This window comes from Modestobacter excelsi (assembly GCF_005930495.1).
In the GTDB taxonomy this organism is placed as follows: Bacteria; Actinomycetota; Actinomycetes; order Mycobacteriales; family Geodermatophilaceae; genus Modestobacter; species Modestobacter excelsi.
Map to the genome: position 1 here is coordinate 1 of NZ_SJEX01000019.1, position 15,519 is coordinate 15,519.

Annotated in this window: 17 protein-coding genes; 16 read left to right on the plus strand and 1 reads right to left on the minus strand. The window is 71.6% G+C overall.

The window, feature by feature from the left end; all coding sequences use genetic code 11:
* The first annotated feature begins 55 nt into the window (after positions 1–55).
* The 13 genes from rsfS (at position 56) to FHL80_RS08965 (ending at position 11,150) form a co-directional block, all read left to right on the plus strand.
* On the plus strand, positions 56–565 hold the full coding sequence (rsfS, locus tag FHL80_RS26700; protein ID WP_138733077.1) for a ribosome silencing factor: 510 nt from the start codon (positions 56–58) through the stop codon (positions 563–565).
* Positions 562–1,341: a histidine phosphatase family protein gene (locus FHL80_RS08915; RefSeq protein WP_138733078.1), complete on the plus strand. Its 780-nt coding sequence runs from the start codon at positions 562–564 to the stop codon at positions 1,339–1,341. Before rsfS ends, FHL80_RS08915 begins: the two co-directional genes overlap by 4 nt.
* On the plus strand, positions 1,328–2,284 hold the full coding sequence (locus tag FHL80_RS08920; protein WP_138733079.1) for a DegV family protein: 957 nt from the start codon (positions 1,328–1,330) through the stop codon (positions 2,282–2,284). Before FHL80_RS08915 ends, FHL80_RS08920 begins: the two co-directional genes overlap by 14 nt.
* A gap of 137 nt (positions 2,285–2,421) precedes the next feature.
* Positions 2,422–3,303: a ComEA family DNA-binding protein gene (locus FHL80_RS08925; RefSeq protein ID WP_138733080.1), complete on the plus strand. Its 882-nt coding sequence runs from the start codon at positions 2,422–2,424 to the stop codon at positions 3,301–3,303.
* A 1-nt stretch (position 3,304) separates the two neighbouring features.
* Positions 3,305–4,111, plus strand: a complete 807-nt coding sequence (locus tag FHL80_RS08930) for a ComEC/Rec2 family competence protein (RefSeq protein WP_246078566.1) — start codon at positions 3,305–3,307, stop codon at positions 4,109–4,111.
* Positions 4,112–4,131: 20 nt separating this feature from the next.
* The gene (locus tag FHL80_RS08935; RefSeq protein ID WP_216870548.1) at positions 4,132–5,559 is read left to right on the plus strand and encodes a recombinase family protein; all 1,428 of its coding nucleotides are present in this window, start codon (positions 4,132–4,134) and stop codon (positions 5,557–5,559) included.
* A 249-nt stretch (positions 5,560–5,808) separates the two neighbouring features.
* The gene (locus FHL80_RS25340) at positions 5,809–5,973 is read left to right on the plus strand and encodes a hypothetical protein (RefSeq protein ID WP_216870549.1); all 165 of its coding nucleotides are present in this window, start codon (positions 5,809–5,811) and stop codon (positions 5,971–5,973) included.
* Between the two features lie 124 nt (positions 5,974–6,097).
* Positions 6,098–6,778: a hypothetical protein gene (locus tag FHL80_RS08940; protein ID WP_138733081.1), complete on the plus strand. Its 681-nt coding sequence runs from the start codon at positions 6,098–6,100 to the stop codon at positions 6,776–6,778.
* A complete protein-coding gene (locus FHL80_RS08945; RefSeq protein WP_138733082.1) occupies positions 6,751–8,553 on the plus strand; it encodes a hypothetical protein in 1,803 nt (600 codons plus the stop codon). The genes FHL80_RS08940 and FHL80_RS08945 overlap by 28 nt, the downstream gene beginning before the upstream one ends.
* A 315-nt stretch (positions 8,554–8,868) precedes the next feature.
* Positions 8,869–9,234: a hypothetical protein gene (locus tag FHL80_RS08950; protein WP_138733083.1), complete on the plus strand. Its 366-nt coding sequence runs from the start codon at positions 8,869–8,871 to the stop codon at positions 9,232–9,234.
* Positions 9,235–9,357: 123 nt separating this feature from the next.
* Positions 9,358–9,900, plus strand: coding sequence for a phage terminase small subunit (locus FHL80_RS08955; RefSeq protein ID WP_138733084.1), 543 nt, complete (start codon positions 9,358–9,360; stop codon positions 9,898–9,900).
* Positions 9,901–10,016: 116 nt separating this feature from the next.
* Complete coding sequence (locus FHL80_RS08960; protein ID WP_138733085.1) at positions 10,017–10,442, plus strand: hypothetical protein; 426 nt, start codon at positions 10,017–10,019, stop codon at positions 10,440–10,442.
* Between the two features lie 429 nt (positions 10,443–10,871).
* Positions 10,872–11,150, plus strand: coding sequence for a hypothetical protein (locus FHL80_RS08965; protein ID WP_138733086.1), 279 nt, complete (start codon positions 10,872–10,874; stop codon positions 11,148–11,150).
* Between the two features lie 429 nt (positions 11,151–11,579).
* Here the strand turns inward: FHL80_RS08965 and FHL80_RS08970 are convergent, their stop codons facing one another.
* Complete coding sequence (locus FHL80_RS08970; protein ID WP_138733087.1) at positions 11,580–12,005, minus strand: DUF4190 domain-containing protein; 426 nt, start codon at positions 12,003–12,005, stop codon at positions 11,580–11,582.
* A gap of 473 nt (positions 12,006–12,478) precedes the next feature.
* Between FHL80_RS08970 and FHL80_RS08975 the strand changes: the two genes are divergently transcribed.
* The 3 genes from FHL80_RS08975 to FHL80_RS08985 all read left to right on the plus strand — a co-directional run bounded on the left by FHL80_RS08975 (position 12,479) and on the right by FHL80_RS08985 (position 15,428).
* Positions 12,479–12,730 (plus strand): helix-turn-helix domain-containing protein, encoded by a 252-nt coding sequence (locus tag FHL80_RS08975; RefSeq protein ID WP_138733088.1) that lies wholly within the window; start codon positions 12,479–12,481, stop codon positions 12,728–12,730.
* Between the two features lie 670 nt (positions 12,731–13,400).
* Positions 13,401–14,453, plus strand: a complete 1,053-nt coding sequence (locus FHL80_RS08980) for a protein NO VEIN domain-containing protein (RefSeq protein WP_138733089.1) — start codon at positions 13,401–13,403, stop codon at positions 14,451–14,453.
* Between the two features lie 87 nt (positions 14,454–14,540).
* A complete protein-coding gene (locus FHL80_RS08985; protein WP_138733090.1) occupies positions 14,541–15,428 on the plus strand; it encodes an SRA domain-containing endonuclease in 888 nt (295 codons plus the stop codon).
* Positions 15,429–15,519: the final 91 nt, after the last annotated feature.

The following is a 15,519-nucleotide window of genomic DNA, read 5'->3' on the forward strand; positions in this document are numbered from 1 at the left end:
CCGACGACCCAGCCCCCGGGGACACCACGTCCCCCGACCTGCAGGAGATGCCCCGATGACCGCCTCGGCCGAGGCCCGTGAGACCGCGCTGATCGCAGCGCAGGCCGCAGCCGACAAGCTCGCCACCGACGTGTCGATCGTCGACGTCAGCGACCGGCTGGCAATCACCGACGCCTTCGTCCTGACCGCGGCGCCCAACGAGCGTCAGGTCCAGTCCATCGTCGACGCCGTCGAGGAGCGCCTGCGGGAGCACGGCGTGAAGCCGGTGCGCCGTGAGGGCGTCGCCGAGGGCCGCTGGGTGCTGCTGGACTTCGTCGACGTCGTGGTGCACGTCCAGCACGCGGAGGAGCGCGCCTACTACGCCCTCGAGCGGTTGTGGAAGGACTGCCCGGTCATCCCGTTCACCGACCGGGACGCACCGCCCGCCGCTCCCGGCTCCACCCCGGACGCCGACACCCCGGACGCCGACACCCCGGACGCCGACATCCCGGACGCCGACGCCCCGGGTGACGACACCGCTGCCGGCGCCGTGGTGGACGCGGGGCCGGGCGAGACCGACCGGTGACCGCGGGTCCCCTGGCCCCGCCGGTCCGCCGGCTGCTCGTGTGGCGGCACGGGCGCACCGAGTGGAACGCCCACGGGCGCTTCCAGGGCCAGCTCGACCCGCCGCTGGACGACGAGGGCCGGGCGCAGGCGGCCCGGACCGCTCCGCACCTGGCCGCCGTCCTGCGCGACCAGGACGTCGTGCTGGTCTCCAGCGACCTGCAGCGGGCGGTGGACACCGCCGGCGCGCTGGCGCCGCTGCTGGGCGTCCCGGTGCACGTCGACGAGCGGCTGCGGGAGCACGGTCTGGGCACCTGGGAGGGCCTGACCCGCGACGAGGTCGCCGAACGCCACCCGGGGCAGTACGAGGACTGGCTGGCCGGTCGCCCGGTGCCCGGACGCGGCGGCGAGGCGCAGGCCGACGTGGCGGCGCGGGCCCTGGCCGTCGTCGCCGACCTGCGGCCCGCGGCCACGGCGGTGCTGGTGACGCACGGTGGCACGGCGGGCCGGCTGGTGGAGGCGCTGCTCGGACTCGGGCTGGAGCACAAGCGCATCTTCGGGCCGCTGGGGAACTGCCACTGGAGCGAGCTGGCCTTCCAGGCGTCCGGGTGGCGGCTGATGCGGCACAACCTGTACGTCCCCGCCGCGGGGCAGCTGGAGGGCGGCCGCCGTCCGGCCAGCGACCGGGGCTCGTTCCCGGGTCCGTCGGCCACCGACGTGCCGGACGCGCCCCGGTCCGGGGCCACGCCCGAGGAGGCGCCGCCGGCTCCCGTCGAGGACGCCGATGCCGCCGGTTGAGCTGGGCTCGCTCGACCGGACCGACGGGCCGGCGCACCCGGCCGTCGCCGTGGTCACCGACTCGACCGCATACCTCCCGCCGGACGTGGTGCACCGGTACGGCATCGAGGTCGTGCCGCTGTACGTCGTCCTCGCCGGCCGGTCCGGTCGCGAGGGCAGCGAGGTCAGCTCCGCGGAGGTGGCGCGGTCGTTGAGCGTCCGGGGCGGGCACGTCTCGACCTCCCGGCCGACGCCGGGTGACTTCGTCGCCGTCTACCGCCGCCTGCTCGACGGCGGCGCCCCCCGGGTGGTCTCGGTGCACCTGTCCCGGGAGCTGTCCGGGACCTGGGACGCCGCACGGGTGGCGGCAGGCCAGGTGGGGGAGCACCTGGTCACCGTGCTGGACTCCCGCTCGGCGGCGATGGGCACGGGCTTCGCGGTCCTCGCTGCCGCCCGCGCGGCCGCCGCCGGCGGCAGCGCGGGAGAGGCCGCCGACGCCGCCCGGGACACCGCAGCCGCGACCCGCACGTTCTTCGTCGTCGACACCCTCGAGCACCTGCGCCGGGGCGGCCGGATCGGCGCGGCTGCCGCCCTCCTGGGCAGCGCCCTGGCCGTGAAGCCGGTGCTGCACGTCTCGGAGGGCCAGGTCGTGCCGCTGGAGCGGGTGCGGACGTCCGGGCGGGCGCTGAACCGGCTCGTGCAGCGCGCCGTCGACGTGGCCGGTGACCGGCCGGTCTCCGCGGCGGTGCACCACCTCGCCGCTGCTGAGCGCGCCCACCGGCTCGCCGAGCAGCTCACCGCCCGGTTGCCCGGGCTGCAGGAGCTCCACGTCAGCGAGCTCGGCGCGGCCGTGGGCGCGCACGTGGGGCCCGGAGCGGTCGGGGTCGTCATCGACCCGACGCCCCGGCCACAGCCGACTCCCCAGCCAGCCGACGACGGCGGACGCGGTCCCGGCGAGGACTGACGCGCAGAGGGTGGCCATGCCGCCACCCTGACCTGTACCGACCGCCGCGGCTGCCGGCTGTCCACAGCAGGTGCGGCCGTCCACAACCCCGCCGGACAGCTGGCCGACCGGTGGGAGCCGCTCCTAACGTCCGCCGGGTGCTGAACCAGGCCCGCAGTCGTGACGACGGTGACGTGATCCGCGCTCGGCTGCGTGCGCTGCTGGCCGAGGGGGAGCGGGCCCGTGGCTGGGTGCCCGACGATGACCTGACCGGGGAGCCGCCGCCCGCCGTCGAGTGGGCCGACGACGGTGCGGACCGGGTCGACGGGCCGGCGGACGCACCGGACGTCGCGCTGCCGGCCTCCCTGGGCCGGCACCGCGCTCCGGGGCGGACGGCACGGCTGGACCCCGGCCGACCGGGTGCGTGGGCGCTGTGGGCCGCCGCCGTCCTCGCCGCACTCGCCGTGGTCGGCTGGACGTGGCTGGACCGGCCGGCGGTGGACCAGGTCCCGACCCCCTCGTCGACGACCCCCGCGTCGGCGACCCATGCGTCGGCGACGCCGTCTCCGGCGCCGGAGTCCAGCCCCCCGGCGACACCGGCCGGCACCGTCGTCGTCTCCGTGGTCGGGCAGGTCGGCACGCCTGGTCTGGTGACGCTGCCGGCGGGCGCACGGGTGGCCGACGCCCTGGCCGCGGCCGGCGGGCTGCTGCCCGAGGCCGATCCGGCCGCGGTCAACGCGGCCGCCGTGCTCGGTGACGGTCAGCAGATCGCGGTCGGGGTCCCGGGAGCCGCGGCACCGGCGGGCGGCGCACCGGGCGCCGCCGTGCCAGTTGCGTCCAGTGCCGCCGGGCCGGTGGACCTCAACACCGCCACGGCCGCCGACCTGGACGCCCTTCCGGGCATCGGGCCGGTCCTCGCCCAGCGGATCGTCGACCACCGCACCGCGAACGGCCCGTTCACCAGCGTCGACCAGCTGGACGACGTGAGCGGCATCGGGCCGGCGGTCTTCGCCGACCTGGTCGACCGGGTGCGGGTCTGAGGTGCCCGACCGGCGGGCCCGGCCCCGGGTGCAGCGGGTCCGGACGCAGCAGCGGTGGTCCTGGGTCGACCTGCGGCTGGTGCCCCCGGCGGTGACGGTCTGGGTGGGCACGCTCGCCGCGCGCGGGCTGCCGGCCGGGCCGTTGCTCGGCGTCGCGGGTGGCGCAGCGGCGGCGGCCGTCCTGCTGCTCCGGACGTCCCGGAACCGGTCCGGCGCTGCCGCTGCCGTCGTCGTCGGCTGCCTGGCGGCGCTCACCGTGGTCGGCGCGGTCGCCGCCGTCCGGGCGCAGGGGCGGACCGCCTCACCGCTGCCCGGGCTCGCGGCCCGGGAGGCGGTGGTGCCGGTCGTCGTCGAGCTCGACGAGGACCCGCGGCCCCTCGCCGGCGCCGGCGAGCCCCGGGTGCTGGTGCCGGCCACCGCCACCGAGGTCGACGGCCGCCGCACCCGGGGGAACCCGGTGCTGGTCTTCGGTCCGGCGGACCAGTGGACCGGGCTGCTGCCCGGCCAGTCGGTGCGGCTGCGGGTCGCCGTCCGCACCGCGGAGCCCGGGGACGACGTGCTGGCCGTCCTGTCGGCGCGGTCGGCACCGACCCCGCTGGCCGGGCCCGGCCCGGTGCAGACGGCCGCCGGTGCACTGCGGTCCGGCCTCGCCCGGTCGGCCGCCCGCACGCTGCCCGACCGGCCGGCCGGGCTGCTGCCCGCGCTGGTGGTCGGGGACACCACCGGCATGGACCCGGCGTTGACCGCCGAGTTCCGGCGGGCCGGGTTGTCCCACCTCACCGCGGTCTCCGGGTTCAACGTCGGTTAGACAGGTGTAGAGTGGATCATGTGACCGCCACCCTGACCCTGGAGACCCCGCTCAGTGCCGCGCCTCTGCGCGCGGTGATCTACACGCGCGTGTCATCCGACCCCAACGAGCGGGGACGCTCCGTCTCCGAGCAAGAGGTCGACTGCCGGGCCGTCTGCGCGCGCAACGACTGGGAGGTGGTCAAGGTCTTCACGGACAACGACCGCAGCGCCAGCCGGTACGCCACCAAGGTCCGGGCCGAGCACGTCCGGCTGATCGACTTCATCGAGTCCGGTGCGGTCGACGTCCTGGTCACCTGGGAGTCCTCGCGCGCCCAGCGCGACCTGGACGCCTACACCCGGCTGCGGGCACTGTGCGAGGGGCGCGGCATCCTCTGGTCCTACTCCGGCCGCGTCTACGACATGCGGGAGTCGGCTGACCGGTTCCAGACCGGCCTCGACGCCCTGCTGGCCGAGCGGGAGTCCGACGAGACGAGGAAGCGGGTGCTGCGCGCGGTGCAGGCCAACGCCGAAAAGGGCCGTCCCCACGGAAAGCTGCTCTACGGCTACCGGCGCGTGTACGACGAGGCGTCCGGCGAGCTGGTGGAGCAGGTGCCCGACGAGACGACGTCGGCCGTCGTCCGCGAGGCCGCCCAGCGGGTCCTGAATGGGGAGACGCCCTACGCCATCGCCCAGGACTTCGACCGGCGCGGCATCCCGACTCCCCGTGGCGGGAAGGGCTGGGATTTGACCCAAGTCAAGCGGTTGTGCGTGAACCCCGGCTACGCGGGCAAGCGGGTCCACCGGGGCAAGGTGGTCGGCGACGCGGGGTGGCCGCCGTTGTTGGACGAGGGCACGCACCTGGCCCTGGTGGCCAAGCTCAACGACCCGGCCCGGCGCTCCCAGCGCGACTCTGCGGTGAAGCACCTGCTGTCGGGCATCGCGGTCTGCGGAGTCTGCGGCGGCCGGGTCCGCGTGCAGAAGAATAGGGGGTCGCTGGCCTACCTGTGCGTGGACGGCTTCCACGTCTCCCGCAACGAGCAGGACGTAGACAAGTTCGTCACCAAGGTGATCGTGGAGTGGTTGAAGCGGCCAGATGTCGCAGACCTGCACGTCGACACCGAGAACTCTGAACAAGCCGCCGCGCTGGCCGAGGCTGAGGAGAAGCGGGCTCGACTGGACGGGTTCTACGACGCCGCCGCCGCCGGGGACCTGAGCCCACAGGCCCTGTCCCGGATCGAGGCCCGACTGCTCCCAGAGATCGAAGCGGCCGAGCGTCGAGCGCGGCCAACATGGTCTTCTCCGCTGATCGCCGAGATGGCTGGCCCAGGCGCGGAGGACCGCTGGGAGGGCCTGCTGCTTCCCCAGCGCCGGGAGATCATCTCCACGCTCATGACGGTGCGGATCAATCCCGCTGTACGAGGTGCACGCAAGTTCGACGAGGAGTCGATAGCGGTCGACTGGCGTTGAGGAAACTTCCTCACCCGGCCGCGCCGGAATAGTCCCCCATCGTCTGTCGAGAAGGCCCCCCAGGATGCCCCTGGGGGGCCTTCTTCGTATGTCGCTACCAGTCCTTGGGTCAGGACTTCTTGACGCGAACGCGCAGGTCAGGGGGGCGTGCGACACGGAAGTCGCCGTTACCTTTCCGTGACCTTGGGTCCGTAGACCACATGGAGACACGAACACGCGCCGTCGAACTGCACCAAGGAGCAACCCGCCATGCCTGCCGTCCCGACGCGGATCGAGAACGACTCACCGGCGCACATGAAGGCGACCAGCCACCGCGTGTACGGAGCGCTGCTGACGCGAGTCGACAAGTGGCTGGAGTCCGGCTGGGCCACGCCGGAGCAGCGTCGCGCCCTCGCCGCATGGATCGTCCAGTGACTCCCGCCGAGTACGAACACATGAGCGAGGTGGCTCGGCGGATCGCTGCCCGTGGGCCGTCGTCCGCCGAGCTGACCGACGACCAGCGTGCCCGCCTGCGCCTGCTCCTGCGGGGGTCCTCGCGGTGACCGAGACGAACGGCGTGCTCCCGAAGGGGAACACGCCGCCCGCTGACCCTGCCGCCAAGCTGGTCGACCCCGAGGGTACCGACCTGGCCCGTCTGCTCGACGCCTTGAGCTACACGCCGGACGAGCGGCTGAGCATCTGCCATGCCCTGCCCGACGGCGGCTTCTCCCCGCGCGTGCTGGCCCCGGCAGAGGCTGATGCCGCGGTCGACCGGTGGCGCGACGTCGCCGACGTGTGGTGGGGCGTCAACCCCGTCAGCCCGACGACCAGCGGCCGAGGCTCGGTTGCCGAGGTGACCCGCCTGGCCGCCATCTACGCCGACCTGGACGTCAAGCCGGGCGGGCTGCCGACGATCACTGCCGCCTGGGCCGTCGTCGCCGACCTGGCCACGATGCTGGGGGCCGAGCCGGTGGCCGTCATCGGGTCAGGCCACGGGCTCCAGCCGGTGTGGGCCATCGACCCCGACGACGGGGACCTCACCGGTGACCGGCGGGCGGCTGCGGTCGCCCTCTTGCGCCGGTTCGGCCGCCTCGTGGGCAATGTCGCCGAGCGTCACGGCGGCCAAGTCGACGCCGTCTTCGACCTGGCGCGGGTGCTGCGGGTGCCGGGCACGGTCAACCGGAAGGCAGAGCCGGTGCCGGTGACCATCGAGTGGCGCAACGGCGGCTCGCCGTGCTGACCCTGGACCAGCTCACCGAGACCTTGGACGCCTACGGGGTACCTGAGCACACCGGGGATAACGAGTTGCTCGGCGACGTCGTCTCCGACCCGCACGACTGGGGCTGGGCCGCCTCGACCGACGCCTACGTCTGGGCCACCGTCAAGGGCTGGGCCATCGAGGAGGTCACCGGCGGCCGTCATCAGTACCTGATGCGGCAGGCCGTCCGGATCGCCGCCATGCGACGACGGCGCTGCCTGGCCGAGGCCGACTACGCCACGGTCGTCGCGGTCCTCAGTGCCCGGATGGCTGAGTTGGTCACCCTCGAGCCAGTACGCAAGCTGGCACCGGGAGAGGTCGCCGAGGCGTTGGCGTGGGGGGTGGCGAAGGCCGCCCGGAAGTCCGACGACGACATCGAGGCCGAGCTGGGCCACCACAGCCACGGTGCGGCCGACCTGGTCGGTACCGAAGTCGTCGCCGACGCCCTCAGCCGCCTGCAGAAACCTCCCAGCCGCCCCGTGCAGGCCGATTCCCCCTCTGATCCCCTCTGGGACGACCGGCCGGTCCTGCGGCGCGTGCACGACTTCGCCCGAGCCCGGATGGTGGCACCGCTGGCCGTGCTGGGGGTGGCGATGGCCCGCGCCGTCGCCGCGGTCCCGCCGGGCTACGTGCTGCCTCCCACGATCGGCGGGCACGGCACCCTGAACCAGTTCATCGCCCTGGTCGGCCCCTCCGGGGGTGGCAAGGGGGCCGCGCTCGCGGCAGGCGACGACGTCCTGGACCTGTCCGGCTTCCGCGACGCTCTGGATGGCTCGCCGGTGCTGCACACCTCCGACGTCGGCTCCGGTGAGGGCGTCGTCCACCAGTACGCCCGCTACGAGGGCAAGGACGGAGTGAGGCAGTACCGGCAGTCGGTGCTGTTCAACGTCCCGGAGATCGACCAGGCCACCGCCGTCAGCTCCCGGCAGGGCTCCACGCTGATGGCGGTCCTGCGCAAGGCCTACTCCGGGGAGGCCCTGTCCTTCGCCTACGCCGACCCGACCAAGCGGCTGCACCTTCGGGCGCACGCCTACCGGATGGCACTGGTAGCCGGGGTCCAGCCCGGCCGGGCCGCCGCGCTGCTCGATGACGCCGACGGTGGCACCCCGCAGCGCTTCCTCTGGCTGCCGGTCACCGACCCGACCATGCCGCGCGAGCGCCCGGCCCAGCCGAAGCCGTGGACGGTCGAGCTGCCCCCACCGGTGGTCGGCCAGAAAGAGATCGCGGTCTGCACCGAGGCCACCGGGGAGATCACCGAGGCGCACTGGCGGCGCAGCCGAGGAGAAGGTGACGCCCTCGACGGCCACTCGCTCTACACACGGTTGAAGGTCGCCGCCGCCCTCGCGGTGCTCGATGGCCACCTCGGCAGCAAAGGCGTCACAGACGAGGACTGGCAGCTCGCCGGGGTGCTGATGGCCATCTCCGACGACACCCGCGCCAAGGTGCAGGCCGAGCTTCGCCGGACGTCGGCCCAGGCCAACAAGGCCCGCGCGGAGGCCGAGGCCGTCCGGGACATCGTCAGGGCCGACACCGTCGCCGACGCCGGGGTGCAGAAGGCCGGCCGGGCCGTCCTGACCGCTCTCCGCAAGCAGGCCGGCGAGTGGAGGTCCACCCGGGAGATTCGGGCCGCCGTGGCTGGCCGGGTGAAGCCGCACTTGGCCGACGCGCTGGACGTCCTGGTCCGTGCTGGCTCGGTGGACGTGGAGCAGTTCGACCACAACGGCCAGCCGGGATGGCGCTACCGGGTGCGGTCGTGAACGGCCACCGCCGCAGGGACGGGGGGACGCAGGGACAGGTGTCCCCCCGTCCCTCCGGCCAGAGGCCTTCATGGGCAGTCAGTACTTCTTCTTCACCTGCACGTTTGCCGGTGGCCTCACATGGACGGTCCCCGCCACGGGGGGACACCTGTCCCTTTGTCCCCCCGGTGACCCGAGGAAATCTCCTCACCCGGGAGCAGTAGCCCTCGTACGCAGGGACGCCAACCCCACCCCTCCTCCGCCAGCACGACACCTCCAGGAGAAATCACAATGAGCAATCGTCGCCGCGTCCGGCCGTCGCCCAGTGCGCATCGCATGAAGGTGCTCGCCGACGCCGCAGGCCTCGGGTTCCAGCCCGACCACGAACCATCCCTCTGGCTCAGGGAGACGATCAGCGACCTGCGGGCCAGCATCATGGCCGCAGCCTTCAGGCTCTGCCCGCACCTGCGCCCCGGCATGGTCGTCGTCACCGCGCTGTGGGCACCCGGCCGGATGGTCTGCACCGCGTGCCTCCCGATGTTGGCCGTCGCCGGCGACGAGGACCGCACATGTGACCGCTGCGGCGACATCGTCGAGGCAGGGCAGATCCATCCGGGAATGACGTCTCTCGACCCGTCCGGCTCATTGCTGGTGCTGCTCGGGCTCTGCCCCACGTGCTCGCGACGCGAGGTCGCCGCATGACCACCCTGAACGACCCAGGCGGGGCCCCCTCCCCCCGGTCCGCCGCGGACACCGGAACGCACTGCTCTTTTTCCTCCGCACACCTCTGGGGGAACTCGTGATCTTGATGGTGAAGGAGGACTGATGGCTGGGATGGGACCGCCGCCGAAGCCCTACGGTTCTGCCGCCCGGCATCGCTGGGCGAAGCCGAAGGCCACGGCGGCCGTGCTGCACACGCCGGAGCCTGGCGAGATCCGAGAGCCGGCGCTGCCTCGCCGCGCGCCCGAGACGGCTGAGTGGCACCCGCAGACGACGGCGTGGTGGCGCGACGTGTGGGGGTCGCCGATGGCCCCCGAGTACGACAACAGCGACCGGCACGGCCTGTTCGCGCTCGCCATGATCGTCAACGACTTCTGGTCGACCAACGATGCGAGGGAGCGCCGCGAGGCAGCCCAGGAGATCCGGCTTCAGGCACAGCGATACGGCCTCTCGCCGATGGACCGCCGCCGTCTCCAGTGGGACATCGAGCGGGCCGACGAGGCCCAGGCCAAGAGTGACGAGCGCCGAAGGCATCGGCTCGAGAGGGCCCCTGAGCCGACCGCGGTGCAGGCCAGTCCTCGTACCGATCGGCCGGTCGATCCGCGCGCCATCCTCCGGTCGCTGCCGACCGGCGACGGGGCGAGTTGAGGTTGGTGCCCGCGTCGTCCTGGCCCGCCCCGCCCGCTGGTGCTGGGCGTCTTGACCCACACCCCCATCTCCCTTGCGAACGAGGCGAGGGCAACCGAGAAGGAGAACGAGAGAGCATGACCGAAATTCGCTACGGCAACGAGCAGAAGCACCCGCTGACGGTCGACTACCGCGAGGCCCAGCCTGGGCCGCTCACCGGCCCTGACCGGCCGCTCACGCTCGACCCCGACCCCGGCCGGTGGCCGCACCCCTCGACCCTGACCTTCGACCAGGCTGCGCAGGTCGGAACGGCTCCGGCCCGGGTCCGCGAGGCCCTGGGGGCCGAGCTGGGCGCTTGGTACGGCACGGAGAGCCGCCGCCTGTCTGCGGACCACGAGCGGCTCGCACGTGACGCCGCCATGGAGGATCGTGGCCGCGTCGTCGTGAGCAGTGATGCGTTGCGGCAGCGGCAGCGGGCGCGCCACCACGCCGACGCCTGGGCGGGCCTGCTCAACGTCAGCGTGGATGGCGTGCAGGAGATGCGGAACGGGGTCGGTGGGTGAGGGCCGGACAGGGTGGGCTCGATGAAGCCCGCCGACGTTTCGGCCAGCAGCCGGGCGGCAGTTCGGTCCGGCCCGGGGAGTGGACGGTGCGGCGGCTCGCCGACACTCAGGGCGGGGTGGGTGCCTGTGAGGCCGCCGCTCGTGCCGGTGACCTGTCGGCGCGCGCAGTACTAGTCGAGTGGCGGCAGGCCGCCTGGGAGGCCGTCCAGGCCGGTGCTCCGGTCTGGCACCGGTGAACTAGCTGCTGCCCGGCGGCAGGCTCGCCGACCGGCCAGCCTGCCGCCGAGCAGCGGCGAGGTAACCATCGCCCGACAATCCCCGGCGCAAATGAGGCCGAGCGACGCTTCGGCTGGCGCGCCATTGCCTACACGCGGAATGAAGTGGCGCTGCTAACGCGTTGAATACAGTGGAGAGAGGTGTGGCCCCGGAATGGATAGCTGGTTCAAGATACAAGAGCCTGGGGACCCTGAACCGTGGGCTCTGGTTTATTGGGGCCCGGACCACCACATCCGGCGCTACGTCGAGGGCCAAGGGCTCATCTACTGGCCCATGATGATCTGGTTTCTCGGGTTCGGTGGCGACCTCGGCGGCAAACCAATCACGCTGACCGAGGCCAAACAGCTGGTCGACGCCGGGATCGGCAGGCTCCCGCCGGGCCAGCGGCTTCCCGACAGTCAGGGCGTTGCTGCGATCCTGATGCCGACGTAGGCCGCGGATCTTCCGCCAGGACGGCATCGTGAGCGTCCAGGGCAGCCCTCGGTAGGTGCCGCAGTCCGACGTCTCGGTAGGGCCGTCCGCTCTACGCGACGGTCGGCGTATCCCCATCGGGCGAGGCGAGTAGTGCCTAGGACGTGAACTTGGCGGGTGGGTCGTCGGGCTGGCTACTACCGGCTGCGTCCACGGGCGGTGTTCGTCTACTTCGCCGAAGCAGCGACGGCCGGTTCGTCGAACGCATCTACGGATACGTGGCGCGCCACGCCGGCTGGCCGCCTCGACGGCCCGACCCTATGAACCGCGATTCCGTCCGAGGCGCTTGAGTCCCGAACTGCAGGGGCCTTCCGCCTACTCGTGGATCAGGCGGTGTTGGCAGTCATGCGCGGCTTGCGGGCGTCGGGGACTTCGCCTCTTGTGGGGAGGTCATGCGTAGGCCAGTGCTCCAACGAGGATGCTGAGCACGCCGAGGACCCCCAGGATGCCGACCACTAGGCCAGCGATTGCAAATCCTCGGCGGGTGTAGCGGCGGGACATCGCAACCGACGACAGAACGATGCCCACGATCGCGGCCAGAGGTGCGAGAAAGGCGAGAACCCTGCCGAAGTCCTCGTATCGCCATGTCGTCTCGATAAGGATGATACCGAAAATCGGCAGCAGGAAGGCGGCGATGCCGCACGCCAACCCCCAAATGCCTAGGCTTGTCGACCGCGGTGGCACTCGGGCTGCGGTCGGCATTGGCACCGGCACGTAGTAATAGCCAGGCTGCGGCGGAACAAAGTACGGCTGTTCTTGTGAATCGGTCGGGCGCGGCTGATCCTGAAGTGGCGCGCCATCCTGCGTCTGAGCCATGTGACATCCGTCCCCGTGGGTCGTCGTGAGTGCCCATAGCGTGGTCATTTCGGGGTCGCCAGTCCATGAGATAGGAGGCTCGGTCACTCTTTGTTGGCAGCCGCGATCGAGGCACCCCTGGGGCCTATGGGTAAAGAATCCGCGCGACGAGGTGCTCGAGCGCCTGCGGGCTGCGGCCGTCGAACGTCGCGCCGCGCGCCGTTGGCTCGCCGACTTCACCGCCGCGCACGGCGTCCGTTCCCCGGCACGTCGTCCCGCGAAGGACGCGTACGCCGGGCGACCGGTCGCTGGGCGCAGCTCATCCATTGTGCGGTCGCTGTCGGCCGTACCACGGCCGATGTCGCCCGAGCGGCGGGCTGCGCTGCGCCGTCGCTGTACCGACACTCTTGGGTGAAGGGCTGAGAGTGCCGAAGGGCACGCGCGCCCCCGGGCGGGGGACGCGGGGAGAAATGTGGAAGCCCTAGCGTCTTCCCATGCCGTACCCGCCCCGACCGCAGCTGAGCCCGCTGTCGGACTTCGCTGGCACCGCAGTGTCCCGCCCTGACCCCGCGGTGCAAGCGCGGGTGGAGCGGTTCGTGCTCGAGCAGTACGCCACCGGCCGATCGCTCCGAGAGATCGCCGAGCTGACCGACCGGTCGTTTTCCGCCGTCCGCAAGATCCTCGACAAGCACGGGGTGCACCGGCGCGCGGTGGGTGCCGCCCGCATCGACCCGACCAATGATTGAGCCCCGCCCTGCCGCTGGCCATGGAGCAGTGACGCTTGCCGACCATTTCAATCAGGTCGAGGGACTACGCGCGCGGGCCGCCTGGACCATGTTCCAGCCGCGTGGTCGGCGTTCGGACAGGAGTGCGCGGCATGGCCTGCTGAGCGGAGGCGTCAGTCCTTTGGCGTCGTCGCCGTGTGTACGCCCACCCCTGACGAAGCCCTTGCGATTGACCTGCAGGCCGCGCTGGCTCGGCACGGGGCGTTGTGGGTCAGTCCACCCCCGGCCGGTCGCGCTCATCACCCAGAGGAGGCCACCGGGTGGCCGTGGAGCCGGCTGCACACACCCGAGGGGCTTGGCTCGGCTTGGCGTTCATCTTCCGGGGCAGTTCTTCGAGGGCGCTAAACTTGGGTGGCACCGGGCCGTAAACCTGCGCACGCTCAACTGACGAGACTGCTGAGCCGAGCGTCACGATGGCACTGGCTCGCTCCCTGGTCGAGTGATCCTTAGACGCCGCTGGTGCGTGTTGTCCCAGTAGAAGTGAACGACGTGCATCCGTCCCCGCACGCCGCGCACTGCTTCTTCTCCACGACCACACCGCTACCGGGTTGGTACGACGGGATCATTTCCCGGCGATAGCAGGCCGTGTCCTGGTGACGCAACGGAATCGACGTGTAGCAGGCTGAAGCCTGTGGCTCTCAACACCTGGTGGACTTCGGACCCGGCCCAGCGGTACTGGATGGAGATCACGCATCGGGAGGATCTCGGCGCGAACCTGCACGCCCCGAAGCTGAACGCCGGGGTCTGGTCTTACGACCTGGTCAGCCAGGTGCAGCCCGGCGACCGGATACTCCATTGGAAGTCAGGACCGACCCGCGCGATGTTGGGCTGGTCGCAGGTAACGGGTCCCGCGACGACGGTCCCGCAGTACACCTGGCAGCCACGCGGCACCGTCGGCCGATCCCAGCGCGGCCCGCGAACCTCCGAGGGCTGGGTGGCCCCTTTGGGCGGACTGACGATGTTCTCCAGGCCACCCACCCTGGAGGCGTTGCTGCCGCTGCTCGACAACCTTCTGGAGCTGAGCGCAGCGCTGGCGGCGAGACACGGCGAGCCGACCTACTTCCCCTTCTACCGCTACGGCGGGACGCGGGTCAGAACCCAGCAAGCCTACTTCGTCAAGTTCCCCGTCGAACTGTTCGACCTCATCCCAGGCATTGAGTCGGCGAGGCGTAGCGCGGAGGCCGAGGTTGAGGACGCCGACGTCCCGGAGGACTTCCAGCCCGCCAGCAAGGCAGCCCCCTGCGGGCGTACCACGCGCGCTCAGGACCCCAAGCTCCGCGCCGCGATCGAGCGCCGCTCCTTAGACGTGGCAGTGGCCTACTACCAGGGTCTCGGGGCCACCGATTGGAAGGAGCTCGGCAAGCCGTACGACATTGCCGTCACCGTTGATGGCATTGAACGTCACTGTGAGGTCAAGGGCAGCTCGATGGTCATCGACACGGTCGAGCTCACGATCAACGAGGTCGACCACGGGAGAGCCTGCGCCTACGCCGACCTGATCGTCGTGGATGGCATCACGGTGTCACGAGATAAGGCAACCGGAGAGATCCACGCGACTGGGGGCCGGCCCCGCATATGGTCCGACTGGTCACCCGCCGAGGATGCCCTTAAAGCCCGCAAGTTCGCCTACCAGCTCCCGGATGCCGGGCGTAAGGGTGATCCAGAGGATCTCCCGCAGGCGTGACCGCATGAGTACTCGGCAGGTGTCGGGTCGACTTCCTGCCAGCTGGGGCGGCTACGTTCCGGCCATGCATCCCGGAGGCAGCCACTCGTGAGCAAGTACGTCGTCGGCCAGGAGTACGACCGCACTGTGCTGCACGCGGCGGCGAAGGCGGCTGGGTTAGACCCGGGTATCGCCTACCGCGGAATCACCGTCGTTGGCGAAGACCTGTGCATCTTTTGGAACCCGTTCAAGAAGCTCTACGCGAACGCCTGGATCGACATGCCCCGTGAGTTCACCTACTCCGGCGAGGGCACGCTCGGGCACCAGGTGGAGAAGGGCGGGAACCTCCGGTTGATGCAACACGGGGAAGCCGGGGCTCCCGTGCTGCTGTTCGTCAAGGTAGCGCGGAGCGGGTCGCGGTGGCTCCACATGGGCGAGTACCAGGTGACCGGTCACGAGTGGGGAACCAGCAAGGACGACGAAGGCAACTGGCGACGGGACCTTCGGTTTACCTTCGCCGCCCTTGAGCAGCCAGCACACGACGTGACGACGAAAGTCCCAACCCTGCCGCGGGCAGCACCCCCGGTCCCGCCGACCGAGGCCGCGCTATGGGCGGCTTTGGAGAAGGACAGGGCCGCGGGCAGCGGAGGCCGGCGTCGGCGTGGGACACGGACTCACCGGGACAAGCGGCTCTCTGACCCGCTGAAGACTGCCTACGTCGTCCAGCGGGCAATCGACTTTGGCGGAACCTGCGAACTCTGTGGTGTCGAACCCGGTTGGGTCGGCGATGACGGTCGGCCGCATTTCCAGGCCCACCACATCAACCCTGACATCGACCTGGTGGACTGGATCTCCGCCCTCTGCGGAACCTGCCACGACCGGATGCATCATGCCACCGACCGGGCGACCACCGCGGTGCAGCTCCGCAGCAAGATAAGGGAGCGACAGGAGGAGCTGGGCCGGCCGATCACCACCTCCGAAGCTGTCCTCGGGTAGAGCGGGAGACAGCCGGACGTTGTCTGACGGGGGCGGAGCACGGCGGCAGTTATGGCTCCGGATCCGCAGTCGTCGGGTAGGCCGCGCGACG